Here is a 13,649-nt window from a genome sequence, read left to right as displayed (position 1 = left end):
GCTTGACGATCATAGAGGCGTTGAACCACCTGATCCCATCCCGAACTCAGAAGTGAAAAGCGCCATCGCCGATGGTAGTGTGGGAGATCCCATGTGAGAGTAGGTCGTCGTCAAGCTTATAATACTAAGAGCCCTACATAGCAAATGCTGTGTGGGGTTTTTTTATTGCAGATATGCATGTGAGAGCAGTCAATCGTCAAGCTTACATTTAAGAAAGCCCTGATAGCTAAGCTGTCGGGGCTTTTTTTCGTCTGTAGGAAATGGAAGGTCTGAAAGGGAATAGAGACAGGAACAGATCAGATTAGAAACAAGAGCGTCTTAGTGGTCATTTACTTGCGCTTGTTTCGTACCTCAACGCGTCTGCGTAAACGACCACGAAGACACTCTATTTCCTCTAAGACTTCTCTATATCACCTGACTTCTTCCTCGACAGGTCAGCGTAAATGACATCCAAGGCACTTTATTGCCTGCCGGTCTCACTCTTCGATGTGTTTACGTAAATTAAATCATCGCCTTATAACACCACACCTTTTCTCGCCAGTTTGGTCTGTCATATTGTCTATAGGTTAGGTTGTTTATAGAACATAGGTGTGATTTTTCGCCCTTGTGCTTGATAGGCTTTAAAGCGACCTAATAAAGCGGCAGGTAACTCTTCGGGCAATATCCTAGCAAAGCCATTGCGCGTATAAAAAGGAACGAGAGGGGTAAGGGCAAAGCAGTAGCTTGCTTGTTTGCTGAGTTCACCATGTAGACATTGAATGAGGTGGCCGCCTAATCCTTTATTACGGTAGGATGGCTCTGTCACCATAGCGGTAAGTAGTTGGACTTGGTCAAGTTGCTTTAGTCTTAATGAGCAAACGATTTTGTTGTTATCGCGAATTACCCAAATTGGGTCAGCTTTATTGGGTTTTCCGCTGGGATAATGTTCTTGATAGAACTTTTTGACGAGTGGAAACCAAAGTGAAGGAACAAGCTCTGCATCTGAGTAGGTTTTTTTCATGCTTTAATAGGTTTAAGTGATGTTGCTTTGATTGTAGCAAATTTGCATGGTTCATAGTGAGGGGCTGGTATGTGGAAGGGTTTTATCTTTTGGTGTGCTGTATTTATGGTTTTGCCAGCCTATGCAGAAAAACATGAGCACTTTGTTTTCAAGCCTGATGAGGTGTTTTCCGATTATGTGGCAAGGGCTGAGACGTATTTGCAGGCGAATAAAGTGTGGGTGAATGCAGATAATCAAATTCATGAGCTTGCTGCTGTGATGCCGTTTGAATTACTACCTGATGCTTCTCGTTGTGACGAAGATCAGAGAGTAGGAGTTTTGTTGTCTCATGGGTTATCTGATTCTCCTTTTTCTATGAGAGATCCTGCACGAGCATTGCAAGCTGCTTGCTATCATGTACGAGTGATTTTATTGCCAGGTCATGGAACTGAGTCGGCTAGTTTGCTGAGTGTGTCCAGGGAGGATTGGCGAGAGACCTTTTATAACGCAGCAAATCAACTTAAAGAGGAAGTGGATTCCTTGTATGTCGGCGGCTTTTCTACCGGTGGTGCATTGGCGGCTGAGTATGCCTGGAAAAATCCGGATCAGCTTTCTGGCGTGCTTCTTTTTTCTCCTGTATTTAAGGTGAATAGCAGTATTGACTGGTTGTCTCCGTGGTTGGCTTTGGTGAAGGACTGGCTCGACAACGAACCATCCGATGATTTTGCTAAGTATGCTTCCATTCCTGTTCCTGCTATTGCGGAGGTCTATAAACTGGCTAAAGAAGTGCGTGGTTTCGTTTTAGAGAATCCAAAGGAGCTTCCAGTGTTTATTGCTATGTCTGATGAAGACCAGACAGTGGACTCTTCTGTTACTTTGGAAGTATTTGAGCAGGGAATGGTTGGAGCGACTAGTCAGATCTCGCTTTACAGTCAAGATCAAAATAAAGTCAGTTCAGACCGCGTTAAGGTTTATAATTCCCATTGGCCTGAGTCGAATATTTTGGGGCTTTCTCACATGGCCGTTCATGGCGCCCCAAATAATCCGTATTATGGGGCGTTTGGAGAATATCGAATATGTGGTTGGTATCTATCTGACAAGGCTTTGTATGATGCTTGTCGAACCGATGAAAGTAACTGGTTTGGTGAGCGCTCTAAAGCCTTATCGGAAAAGAGCCCGCATGCTGCGAGAGTGTCTTGGAATCCCGAATTCGCGTCTTTGATGCAAGAAATGGTTACTTTCATGCGGTCAAATACATTGCAAAATTAAGAGGAAGTAAGGACTTATGTCTGCAGGTATCAAAATGCATTTACCTAACCTGACGTTGGCTCAACAACAGGTTGAGCAATATCACCGTGATGGTTATTTGATATTGGATTCCCTTATTTCTTCTGAAGTATGTGATGCGTTAAAAAATAGAATGTCAGAGTTAATTGACGGCTTTGATGCTGAATCTGTTCGCTCAATATTTACAACCAATGAGCAGACTCGACATACAGATCAATATTTTATGGACTCGGCCGAGACGATCTCTTTTTTCTTTGAAGAAGAGGCATTCGATGAGTCTGGGAATCTTAAGCAATCTTTAAGTGCTTCGATCAATAAAGTCGGTCATGCTCTTCATGTAAAAGATGATGCCTTTCGTCAATTTTCTTTGGCGACTGTTTGGGGGAATATGCTTCGTCAATTGGGCATGGCTGAGCCCCGCGCAGTGCAATCTATGTATATTTTTAAACAGCCAAATATTGGTGGCGAAGTTGTTTGTCATCAGGACAGTACTTTTCTTTATACTAGGCCCATGAGCGTCATTGGTCTTTGGTTTGCGATTGAGGAGGCGACGCTGGAAAATGGTTGTCTTTGGGGTGTGCCTCAAGGGCATAATGTCGGATTGCTGAAGCGATTCGAACGAGTTTCTCCAGAATCCATCGAAACAAAGATGGTGACGTTAAAGGAGCATCAGTGGCATCAATATGAATTAGTTGCTCTGCCTGTGTCAAAAGGGTCCTTGGTTATACTTAACGGCGAATTTCCTCATCTCAGTTATGCCAACCGCTCGGGTAAATCTCGTCATGCTTATGCTTTGCATGCGATAGATCAGGCTTGTGAGTATCCGAAAGAAAATTGGCTTCAATCTAATGTTAATAATGGTTTTCAGCTTTTTCATTTGTAGAGTTGAAACTTAGCTAAGTGGAAAAAATAATATGCAAACGGTTCTTGCGTTACTTAGTGACAATGAATTTCACTCTGGGGAAGACCTAGGGGCAGCGATGGGAATAACTCGAGCGGCAGTATGGAAAAAGCTGAAGAAGCTTGAGTCTATTGGCGTTACAGTGCATTCCGTTAAAGGGCGAGGTTATCGTTTGCCAACGCCTATAGAGTTGTTGTCTGAGTCGGCTCTTCGTGATGGCGGTGTGCCTGACTCTGTTCAACTGCAATTGGCTTTTGAAACAGAATCGACCAATAACGATGCAAAACAATATATTAGCCAAGGTGGTCAGTTGCCTGCGCTGTTTTCGGTGGAGCGGCAGACAAAAGGTCGCGGACGACGTGGGCGCCAATGGGAATCTGGTGTTGCGAAAAACCTTACCTTGTCTTTTGCTTGGTGTTTTGAAAATGGATCAAGTGTTGTTGAGGGTTTGAGTTTGGCTGTTGGTGTTGCCGTTGCCAGAGTGCTTAAAAAAGCGGGCATTCCCAATCCTGGCCTTAAGTGGCCAAATGATATTCAAGTCGATGGGCAAAAGATTTGCGGCATTTTATTGGAAATGATTGCCGACCAAGATATGTGTCATGTGGTGATTGGCATTGGGCTTAATGTTGAGATGGATGAAGCCTTCATGGCGAGTGTAGATCAGCCGTGGACAGATTTGGTTTCTAGGTTAGAGAATCGTCCTAGTCGAAACCGCATTTTGGCAGAGTTGACGCAAGAGCTTGTTGAGGTGTGTACGTTATTTGAAGAAGGTCATGGAATGAAGCATTTTCAGCATCATTGGCAAGCTTATGATGTGTTATTTAATCAATCTATTACGGTCAGTACGGTTAACAAACAACGTCAGGGCATAGCGAGAGGGATTGATGAAAAAGGTGCGTTGTTAATCGAAGAGAATGGTGAGATTTCCGCTCTCCACGGAGGCGAGATTAGTGTTCGTCGCAATTAATGTATTGGTGATTGATGCAGGCAACACAAGTGTAAAATTTACTGCCTTTAAAGGCGAAAAATTACTTTGGGTAGCTGCTGACGTGCTTAATGTTTTGGAATCAGGTTTTGTGCCAGATGCAGTTTATTTTGCTAGCGTTCGTTCCAAAGAGGAAAGTATTGTTGAGGTTGAAAGGGTTAAAGAGGCTTTTTCAAGCTGCGCTTGGCTTGAGCTTTCAAGTGAGAGCCAAGCGTGCGGTGTTGCGAATGCGTATTTTGAGCCGGCGCGGCTAGGCGTTGATCGCTGGCTTGGTGTGATTGCTGCCCATCATCTGTATAAAAAAGATGTGGTGATTGTGGATGCTGGAACTGCAATTAAGGTTGATCTAGTCAGTAGGGGCGGTAAGCACTTAGGTGGTTATATTGTGCCTGGCCTTTCTATGATGAAAAAAGCGTTGCTCTCCAACACTGCGCGCATTCGATATTCTACCAGTGAAGTGGTGGCGAGTAAGGGGCTTCCTAACTCGACCGCTAGGGCGGTAACAGAAGGTTGTCATGAGATGGCGTTGGGCTTTTTAGAGCGTATTTATCGTAACTACTCCGATAGTCAGTGGGTTGTGACGGGCGGGGATGGGCGTACTTTGTTGGATTTATTGAATATACCATTGGATAGTCAGCCTAATCTTGTGGCTCTTGGGGCTAGATTGGTTGGTGATGAGTTAATGAGAGGAAAGGAATGAAGTGGCTGTTTTTGTTTATAGTGTTAATTAATGCTGCGTTTTTAAGTTGGCATAGTTTTACTCAAGATAAGCCGCAGGTATCAAAGGAGCCAGTATATGGGCCACCTGTTAGTGAGAAGATTTACCTGTTGTCAGAAGAGGCACCAGTAACAGGATTAGAGCCTGAGAAAACAGTCGCGCGACAGGAAAGCTTTGAGGCTGTAATGGATAAGGTGGCTACTCAAGTTGAAGGTTCTGCAGAAAGTGCATTCTGTCCTCTTATTGAAGTAGAGCGTCAGGCAGAGAAAGAACAGATCCAGAAAGCTTTGGATGACCGTGCTTGGCCCTATGAAACAAATGAAACTTCAGGTAAAAGGACGAAATTTTGGTTATATGTTGCTGCTCCAGAGACGCAGGCAAAAGCGAGGGAAATCGTGAAGGATCTTGCGTCCAAATCCATTGATAGTTTTGTGATTAATCGAGAAGAGATGAAAAATCGTATTTCACTGGGTCTATATTCTTCGGCTGAACGTGCAAATCAAGCCAAAAGTCGTATAGAGGAAGTGTCTGGCTATACGGTGAACATCTATGAGCATATGCGAAATGTTTCGCTGCAGCAGATCAAAGTAGGACAAGCGGTTGATGAAAAAGATTGGGTGTTATTTGTTTCACAGTTCGATCTTACGCAGATGACAATAAAAGTGGAAAAAAATCCATGCTAGCCCTTGCATTTGCTAAAGCGATTCATATAATGGCTCCCACCTTTTGGGGTGTTGCGTTGCAGCGTTGAGTACGTGGAGGGGTTCCCGAGTGGCCAAAGGGAGCAGATTGTAAATCTGCCACGAAAGTTTCGGTGGTTCGAATCCACCTCCCTCCACCATTTGCGGGTATGGTATAGTGGCTATTACCTCAGCCTTCCAAGCTGAAGAGGCGGGTTCGATTCCCGCTACCCGCTCCAATGCTCATGTAGCTCAGTTGGTAGAGCACACCCTTGGTAAGGGTGAGGTCGGCAGTTCAAATCTGCTCATGAGCTCCAGCTATTCTGATGCAAAAGACAGGTGGTTTATCCGCCTTTTTTATTGTCTGTTTTTTGGGCAAGTACCCTTGCAAATTTAACTTTGTTAAGGTAGTATTCTCCGCCCATACGAATGTAGGCCAATAGTTCAATTGGTAGAGCACTGGTTTCCAAAACCAGCTGTTGGGGGTTCGAGTCCCTCTTGGCCTGCCATCTTTCGTATCCTATTTTTTAGTTTTTAGGGATCACCTGAAGTATGAGTTCGAGTGCTGAAGCTCAATCATCTCGCGGAGATGTATTTAAGTGGGCTATTGTTGTTCTGCTAGTTGCGGTAGGCGTGATTGGTAATAACTATTATTCTACTGAGTCACTATTGTATCGCTTGATTGCTATTTTAGTGTTGGCTGTAGTTGCTGGTTTTGTTGCGTTACAAACTGTGAAAGGTCGGTCTTTTTTTACTTTAGCAAAAGAAGCTAAAACCGAAATTCGTAGGGTTGTGTGGCCAACTAGACAAGAAACTGTGCAGACAACCTTGATAGTGTTGGCGGTTGTTATTTTTATGTCTCTTGTACTGTGGGGAGTGGATTCGTTCCTTGGTTGGGTCGTTTCCTCGGTAATTAGTTAGGAGTTGCTCGTGACCAAACGATGGTATGTAGTACAGGCGTACTCAGGGTACGAAAAGCACGTAATGCGTTCGCTAATTGAGCGAGTGCAGGTTATGGGGCAAGAAGAGAATTTTGGCGATATCTTGGTGCCTACTGAAGAGGTGGTTGAGATTCGCGAAGGTAAAAAGCGCAAGAGCGAAAGAAAGTTCTATCCAGGTTATGTTTTGGTTCAAATGGATATGAATGATGATTCTTGGCATTTGGTTAAAGGTACATCTCGTGTGCTTGGTTTTATTGGTGGTACGGCAGATAAGCCATCCCCAATAACGTCACGAGAAGCTGATGCTATTTTGCAACGCGTTAGTGACGGTGTCGATAAGCCTCGTCCTAAGACATTGTTTGAAGTGGGTGAGGTGGTTCGAGTTAATGAAGGGCCGTTTGCAGACTTTAATGGTGTGGTTGAAGAAGTAGATTACGATAAAAGCCGAATCAAGGTTGCGGTGCTTATTTTTGGGCGCTCTACACCAGTTGATTTGGAATTTAGTCAGGTTGAAAAGGCCTGATTTTGTTGAACGGGTAGCCTTCGGGCAGTGACCCATCTGGAGTTAAAAAATGGCTAAGAAAGTCCAAGCTTATATCAAGCTTCAAGTTAAAGCGGGTCAAGCGAACCCAAGTCCACCAGTTGGTCCAGCACTTGGTCAACACGGTGTGAACATCATGGAATTCTGTAAAGCATTCAACGCCAAAACTCAAGGTGTTGAGCCAGGTCTTCCTACACCAGTTATCATCACTGTTTACAGTGACCGTAGCTTTACATTCGAAACGAAATCTACTCCTGCGTCTGTTCTGTTGAAAAAAGCAGCTGGCCTTAAGAGTGGTTCTCCTCGTCCAAACACTCAGAAAGTTGGTACGGTTACTCGTGCTCAGCTAGAAGAGATTGTTGAAGCTAAGAAAGCTGACTTAACAGCAGCTGATATGGATGCAGCGGTTCGTACTATCGCTGGTAGCGCACGCGCTATGGGTCTTGAAGTTGAGGGTGTGAACTAATGGCTAAGCTAACTAAACGCGCTCGCTTGATCGCAGAAAAAGTAGAAGCAACTAAGTTGTACTCTGTAGAAGAGGCTGTTGCTCTTTTGTCTGAGCTTTCTACTGTTAAGTTCAAAGAATCTATCGATGTATCTGTTAACCTAGGTGTTGACCCTCGTAAGTCTGATCAGGCTGTACGTGGTTCTACTGTTTTGCCTAACGGTGCTGGTAAAGATGTTCGTGTTGCTGTATTTGCACAAGGTGCTAATGCTGAAGCTGCGAAAGAAGCTGGTGCAGATGTTGTTGGTTTTGATGACTTGGCTGAACAAGTTAAAGCTGGCAATCTAGATTTCGACGTTGTTATTGCTTCTCCAGACGCGATGCGCATCGTTGGTCAACTAGGTCAGGTTCTTGGTCCTCGCGGCCTGATGCCTAACCCTAAAGTTGGCACAGTAACTCCTGACGTTGCTACAGCAGTTAAAAACGCTAAAGCAGGTCAAGCACGTTACCGTACAGATAAAAATGGTATTATTCACGCAGGTGTTGGTTCTATCGAATTTACTGCTGAATCTATCAAAGGCAACCTAGAAGCGCTTTTGGCTGACTTGCGTCGTGCTAAGCCTGCTTCTGCTAAAGGTGTCTACATGAAGAAAGTGACTTTGTCTTCTACAATGGGACCTGGTCTACAAATTGATTTAGGCGCGTTAAGCTTCTAAATTATACGCTTTGGGGTCTGCCTTTGAGCAGGCCGTCAAAGACCGCAGGAGCCCCTTGAGGGTTTAATGAAACGTTGAAAAATGTTTGTCCTGCGCAGATGGTGTGGCCCGATTCAGATTAACTGGATCTAACTCACCAGCAAGTACTTCGAGCAATCGGAGAGTTGGTAAAAAATAGGGGAATTTATTCCCTGCTAATCCAGGAGAAAACCAATGGCATTAGGTCTAGAAGACAAAAAAGCCATTGTCGCCGAAGTTAGCGAAGTTGCTAAAACTGCGTTGTCTGCAGTCGTAGCTGATTCTCGCGGTGTTACCGTGAGCAGCATGACTCAGTTGCGTAAAGAAGCGCGCGAAGCAGGTGTTTATGTACGTGTTGTACGTAACACATTGGCTCGCCGTGCAGTTGAAGGCACTGACTTCGAATGTCTAGCTGAGAGCTTTGTTGGTCCTACGTTGATCGCTTTCTCTAACGAGCACCCAGGTGCGGCCGCTCGTTTGTTGAAAACTTTCGCGAAAGATCAGAAAGAGTTTGAAGTAAAGGCGTTGGCGTTCAACGGTGAGTTGATCCCAGCAGGCGACATTGATCGTTTGGCAACACTGCCTACATACGAAGAAGCTATTGCGAAACTGATGAGTGTTATTCAGGGCGCAACAAGCAAGTTTGTACGTACTCTTGCAGCGGTTCGCGATCAAAAAGAGCAAGAAGCGGCATAATACGGATTTCCGTAACCCTTCTTGATAATTATTTTGTTTTATTACCTTCGGGTAATTATAAAAATGCTAGGAATCTGAGTCATGGCTCTAACTAAAGAAGATATCATCAATGCAGTAGCAGAAATGTCTGTAATGGATGTTGTTGAATTAATTTCAGCAATGGAAGAAAAATTCGGTGTATCTGCAGCAGCTGCTGTAGCTGCAGGCCCAGCTGCTGATGCAGGCGGTTCTGCTGAAGCACAAACTGAATTTGACGTTGTTCTTACTGCCGCTGGCGATAAGAAAGTAAACGTAATCAAAGCTGTACGTGCAGCGACTGGCCTAGGCTTGAAAGAAGCTAAAGCTATCGTTGACGGCGCTCCAATGACTGTTAAAGAAGCTGTATCTAAAGAAGATGCAGACGCTCTTAAAGCAGCTCTTGAAGAAGCTGGTGCATCTGTCGAAGTCAAGTAATGATACTTGTATTTCCAGATTTCGACCAATAGTCGAAATGGCTGGTGACGTTTTTGTCACCGGCCTTTTTGGGTTTCTGAAACTCAAATAAAACTTAAAGAATTTTCAAGTGGGAGATAATGCTCCCATAAATGGTAAGGCCTGATTTGGGCCTTTTGCGTCAATGTGCACAAGCTGGGGAATGCTGATGGCTTACTCATACACTGAGAAAAAACGTATCCGTAAGGATTTCGGTAAACTGCCGCCCGTTTTGGATGTGCCATACTTGCTGGCAATTCAGCTTGAATCCTACCGTAATTTTTTGCAAGAAGGTAAGCCTCTTGCAGAGCGTGGGGAATTAGGTCTGCATGGGGCTTTTAAATCTGTCTTTCCAATGGTTAGTTTTTCTGGTAGCGCGGCGCTTGAATACGTCGATTACCGTTTAGGCAAGCCAGTATTTGATGTTAAAGAGTGTCAGTTGCGTGGTGTTACTTACGCGGCACCTTTGCGCGTTCGTGTACGACTTATCATTTATGATAAAGAGTCGTCCAACAAGGCAATCAAAGACATCCGAGAGCAAGAAGTCTACATGGGTGAAATTCCACTCATGACAGATAATGGTACTTTCGTAATTAACGGAACAGAGCGTGTAATCGTATCTCAATTGCATCGTTCTCCTGGTGTGTTTTTTGATCACGATCGTGGCAAAACTCACTCTTCAGGTAAATTGCTTCATTCTGCCCGTGTTATTCCTTATCGTGGTTCTTGGTTGGATTTCGAGTTCGATCCAAAAGATTGCGTATTCGTTCGTATTGACCGTCGTCGTAAGTTACCTGCAACTATTTTGTTGCGAGCTTTGGGTTACGGAACGGAAGAAATTTTAGAAACTTTCTTTGACACAACACGTTTCTACATGAGCCGAGATGGCTTTGAGATGGATTTGATTGCAAATCGTCTGCGTGGTGAAACGGCATTGTTTAATATCGCTGACGCTAATGGCGAATTGATTGTTGAAGAAGGACGTCGTATTACGGCTAAGCACATTCGCGTAATGGAGAAGGCTGGTCTTGAACGCCTATCTGTGCCGCTTGAGTACATGCTTGGTAAAGTAACGGCGAAAAACTTAACTCATCCTTCAACTGGAGAGTTAATTGCGGAAGCAAACACTGAGTTATCTGTTGATTTGTTAGAAGCTCTTGTTTCTTCTGGTATTACAGAAGTAGACACACTTTATACGAACGATCTAGATAATGGCCCATTCATCTCTGACACGCTTCGTATCGACCCAACAAGCAACCAGCTTGAAGCATTGGTCGAAATTTACCGCATGATGCGTCCTGGCGAGCCGCCAACCAAAGAGTCTGCTGAAGGTTTGTTCCAAAGCTTGTTCTTCTCTGAAGATCGTTATGACTTGTCTGGCGTAGGTCGAATGAAATTCAACCGTCGCTTAGGTCGTGAAGAAGATACTGGCGCTGGCATCCTAGACAATGAAGACATTGTTGCTGTTCTTAAAACATTGCTAGACATCCGTAATGGTAACGGCATGGTTGATGATATCGACCACTTGGGTAACCGTCGCGTGCGTTCTGTTGGTGAGATGGCTGAGAACCAATTCCGTGTTGGTCTTGTCCGTGTTGAGCGTGCTGTAAAAGAACGTTTATCTATGGCGGAAGCTGATGGCTTGATGCCTCAGGATCTGTTGAATGCGAAGCCAGTTGCCGCTGCGATCAAAGAATTCTTTGGTTCTAGCCAATTGTCTCAGTTCATGGACCAAAACAACCCGCTTTCTGAAGTAACACACAAACGTCGTGTTTCTGCTTTAGGGCCTGGTGGTTTGACTCGTGAACGTGCGGGCTTTGAAGTTCGTGACGTACATGCCACTCACTATGGTCGTGTGTGTCCAATCGAAACGCCTGAAGGACCAAACATCGGTCTGATCAACTCTTTGTCTACTTATGCTCGCACGAACAGCTATGGTTTCCTTGAGACGCCATACCGTAAGATCGTCGACGGTAAGATGACAGATGAGACTGTTTATATTTCTGCGATCGATGAAGCGAAATACGTTATTGCCCAAGCATCTGCAACAGTAGATGAAGAAGGCCGTTTGGTAGATGAGTTGGTTCAGGTGCGTCATATGCACGAAACCACTTTGATTCCAAAAGAAAAAGTAAACTTGATGGATGTATCTCCTCGTCAGGTTGTATCTGTTGCGGCATCTTTGATTCCGTTCCTTGAGCATGACGATGCCAACCGAGCTTTGATGGGTTCGAACATGCAACGTCAAGCAGTACCAACGCTTAAGGCTGATAAGCCTGTAGTAGGTACAGGTATGGAACGCAATGTTGCGAAAGACTCTGGTGTTTGTATTGTTGCTAACCGCGGCGGTGTGATTGAGTCTGTAGATGCAAGCCGTATCGTTGTTCGTGTTAACTCGGAAGAAACCATTGCTGGTGAAGCCGGTGTTGATATCTACAACTTAACGAAATACGTTCGTTCTAACCAAAATACCTGTATTAACCAGCGTACTTTGGTCATGAAAGGTGAAAAAGTAGCGTCTGGCGATATTATGGCTGACGGTCCTTCTGTTGATATGGGTGATTTGGCACTTGGTCAAAACATGCGTATTGCTTTCATGCCTTGGAACGGTTTCAACTTCGAGGACTCGATCCTAGTATCTGAGCGCGTTGTTGAAGAAGATCGTTTCACGTCTATCCACATTCAGGAATTAACCTGTGTGGCGCGTGATACTAAGCTTGGACCTGAAGAGATCACATCTGATATTCCTAACGTAGGTGAAGGTGCGCTTTCTAAGCTTGATCAGTCTGGTATCGTTTATATCGGTGCTGAAGTTGAGCCAGGTGATATTTTGGTTGGTAAAGTGACGCCTAAGGGTGAAACTCAGCTAACACCTGAAGAGAAACTTTTGCGAGCGATCTTTGGTGAAAAAGCGTCTGACGTGAAAGACACGTCTCAGCGTGTTAAGACAGGTACTCGCGGTACAGTTATCGATGTACAAGTCTTTACTCGTGATGGCATCGAAAAAGATGAACGCGCTAAGTCCATTGAGAAAGCACAGCTTGATCAAGTTCGTAAAGACTTGAACGAAGAATTCCGTATTGTTGAAAAAGCGACTTTTGAGCGTTTGGCTGAAGCGTTGGTTGGACAGCAAGCAGAAGGCGGCCCAGGTCTGGCGCGTAATGCAATCATTACGGAAGAATATCTATCAAATCTAGATCACCCTGAGTGGTTTAATATTCGCGTTGCAAACGAAGAAGCTAGCGAGCAGCTTGAAAAAGCGCAAGTGGCTTTGGTTGAGCGTCGTAAAGAGCTTGATGCGAAATTTGAAGATAAGAAACGCAAGCTGCAAACTGGTGATGATCTTGCGCCTGGCGTATTGAAGATTGTTAAAGTTTACGTAGCGATCAAACGTCGTATCCAGCCTGGTGATAAAATGGCCGGTCGTCACGGTAACAAGGGTGTAATCTCTAAGATCATGCCTGTTGAAGATATGCCGTACGATGAAAACGGTGATCCAGTTGATATCGTGTTGAACCCGCTTGGTGTTCCTTCGCGTATGAACGTTGGTCAGGTACTGGAAACTCACTTAGGTGCAGCCTCTAAAGGGTTGGGTCGTAAGATTAATGAGATGCTAGTCGTTGAGCGTGAAAAAGCAGAAGCAGTTGCTGAACTACGTGTTTTCCTAGACGAAATCTACAATGGCTACGAAGGCGACTTGCGTTGCGCGCGTACTGAAGATTTAGAAAGCTTTACAGACGAAGAAATTTTAACCTTGGCACAAAACCTAACAGGTGGTGTACCAATGGCGTCTGGTGCTTTTGATGGTGCAAAAGAAGCTGAAATCAAACGTATGTTGCGCCTAGCTGGTATCAACGAAAGCGGACAGGTTAAGTTGTTCAATGGTCGTACTGGTGATGCTTTCGAGCGCCCTGTAACAGTAGGCTACATGTACATGCTTAAGTTGAACCACTTGGTTGACGACAAGATGCACGCGCGTTCTACAGGCTCTTACAGCTTGGTAACTCAGCAGCCATTGGGCGGTAAAGCTCAATTTGGTGGTCAGCGTTTCGGTGAGATGGAAGTATGGGCATTAGAAGCATACGGTGCCGCTTACACGCTTCAAGAAATGTTGACAGTTAAGTCCGATGACGTGAACGGCCGTACTAAGATGTATAAGAACATCGTAGACGGTGATCACAGAATGGAACCTGGCATGCCTGAGTCCTTCAACGTATTGGTGAAAGAGATTCGTTCTCTTGGTATCGATATCGAGTTGGAAACCGAATAAG

Annotated in this window: 13 protein-coding genes, 4 tRNA genes and 1 rRNA gene; 17 read left to right on the top strand and 1 reads right to left on the bottom strand. The window is 44.7% G+C overall.

The annotated features are described in order from the left end of the window. Position 1: 1 nt before the first annotated feature. Positions 2-116, top strand: a 5S ribosomal RNA gene (gene rrf / locus ACMUMQ_RS15210). Positions 117-559: 443 nt separating this feature from the next. Here rrf and ACMUMQ_RS15205 read toward each other — a convergent pair. After that, positions 560-1,000: a GNAT family N-acetyltransferase gene (locus ACMUMQ_RS15205; RefSeq protein ID WP_414682765.1), complete on the bottom strand. Its 441-nt coding sequence runs from the start codon at positions 998-1,000 to the stop codon at positions 560-562. 69 nt (positions 1,001-1,069) lie between these two features. Between ACMUMQ_RS15205 and ACMUMQ_RS15200 the strand changes: the two genes are divergently transcribed. The 16 genes from ACMUMQ_RS15200 (at position 1,070) to rpoB (ending at position 13,648) form a co-directional block, all read left to right on the top strand. Further along, positions 1,070-2,248, top strand: a complete 1,179-nt coding sequence (locus ACMUMQ_RS15200) for an alpha/beta hydrolase (RefSeq protein WP_414682764.1) — start codon at positions 1,070-1,072, stop codon at positions 2,246-2,248. Positions 2,249-2,264: 16 nt separating this feature from the next. Further along, a complete protein-coding gene (locus ACMUMQ_RS15195; protein ID WP_414682763.1) occupies positions 2,265-3,149 on the top strand; it encodes a phytanoyl-CoA dioxygenase family protein in 885 nt (294 codons plus the stop codon). 31 nt (positions 3,150-3,180) lie between these two features. Beyond that, positions 3,181-4,134, top strand: coding sequence for a biotin--[acetyl-CoA-carboxylase] ligase (locus tag ACMUMQ_RS15190; RefSeq protein WP_414682762.1), 954 nt, complete (start codon positions 3,181-3,183; stop codon positions 4,132-4,134). Next, positions 4,118-4,852: a type III pantothenate kinase gene (locus ACMUMQ_RS15185; protein ID WP_414682761.1), complete on the top strand. Its 735-nt coding sequence runs from the start codon at positions 4,118-4,120 to the stop codon at positions 4,850-4,852. The genes ACMUMQ_RS15190 and ACMUMQ_RS15185 overlap by 17 nt, the downstream gene beginning before the upstream one ends. Further along, positions 4,849-5,553 (top strand): SPOR domain-containing protein, encoded by a 705-nt coding sequence (locus ACMUMQ_RS15180; RefSeq protein ID WP_414682760.1) that lies wholly within the window; start codon positions 4,849-4,851, stop codon positions 5,551-5,553. The genes ACMUMQ_RS15185 and ACMUMQ_RS15180 overlap by 4 nt, the downstream gene beginning before the upstream one ends. 74 nt (positions 5,554-5,627) lie before the next feature. After that, positions 5,628-5,711: transfer RNA gene (locus ACMUMQ_RS15175), tRNA-Tyr, on the top strand. Between the two features lie 3 nt (positions 5,712-5,714). Next, positions 5,715-5,789: transfer RNA gene (locus ACMUMQ_RS15170), tRNA-Gly, on the top strand. Between the two features lie 2 nt (positions 5,790-5,791). Further along, positions 5,792-5,867, top strand: a tRNA-Thr gene (locus ACMUMQ_RS15165). Between the two features lie 116 nt (positions 5,868-5,983). Further along, positions 5,984-6,059: transfer RNA gene (locus ACMUMQ_RS15160), tRNA-Trp, on the top strand. Between the two features lie 43 nt (positions 6,060-6,102). Continuing rightward, positions 6,103-6,471 carry a preprotein translocase subunit SecE gene (gene secE / locus ACMUMQ_RS15155; RefSeq protein ID WP_317005408.1) on the top strand — a complete coding sequence of 123 codons (369 nt, stop codon included), beginning with the start codon at positions 6,103-6,105 and terminating at the stop codon, positions 6,469-6,471. Between the two features lie 9 nt (positions 6,472-6,480). Further along, positions 6,481-7,014 (top strand): transcription termination/antitermination protein NusG, encoded by a 534-nt coding sequence (gene nusG / locus ACMUMQ_RS15150; RefSeq protein WP_347984837.1) that lies wholly within the window; start codon positions 6,481-6,483, stop codon positions 7,012-7,014. 49 nt (positions 7,015-7,063) lie between these two features. After that, a complete protein-coding gene (gene rplK / locus ACMUMQ_RS15145; protein ID WP_317005406.1) occupies positions 7,064-7,498 on the top strand; it encodes a 50S ribosomal protein L11 in 435 nt (144 codons plus the stop codon). Beyond that, positions 7,498-8,193 carry a 50S ribosomal protein L1 gene (gene rplA, locus ACMUMQ_RS15140; protein WP_347984838.1) on the top strand — a complete coding sequence of 232 codons (696 nt, stop codon included), beginning with the start codon at positions 7,498-7,500 and terminating at the stop codon, positions 8,191-8,193. Before rplK ends, rplA begins: the two co-directional genes overlap by 1 nt. A 213-nt stretch (positions 8,194-8,406) precedes the next feature. Beyond that, positions 8,407-8,907 carry a 50S ribosomal protein L10 gene (gene rplJ, locus ACMUMQ_RS15135; protein WP_414682759.1) on the top strand — a complete coding sequence of 167 codons (501 nt, stop codon included), beginning with the start codon at positions 8,407-8,409 and terminating at the stop codon, positions 8,905-8,907. Between the two features lie 81 nt (positions 8,908-8,988). Continuing rightward, on the top strand, positions 8,989-9,360 hold the full coding sequence (gene rplL / locus ACMUMQ_RS15130) for a 50S ribosomal protein L7/L12 (protein ID WP_347984840.1): 372 nt from the start codon (positions 8,989-8,991) through the stop codon (positions 9,358-9,360). A 187-nt stretch (positions 9,361-9,547) separates the two neighbouring features. Continuing rightward, the gene (gene rpoB / locus ACMUMQ_RS15125) at positions 9,548-13,648 is read left to right on the top strand and encodes a DNA-directed RNA polymerase subunit beta (RefSeq protein WP_414682758.1); all 4,101 of its coding nucleotides are present in this window, start codon (positions 9,548-9,550) and stop codon (positions 13,646-13,648) included. The last annotated feature ends 1 nt before the right edge of the window (position 13,649 follow it).

Source organism: Marinomonas algae (assembly GCF_047525555.1).
Lineage (GTDB): Bacteria > Pseudomonadota > Gammaproteobacteria > Pseudomonadales > Marinomonadaceae > Marinomonas.
The sequence above is the reverse complement of the archived record's forward strand: the minus strand, read 5'-3'. Positions and strand labels throughout refer to the sequence as shown.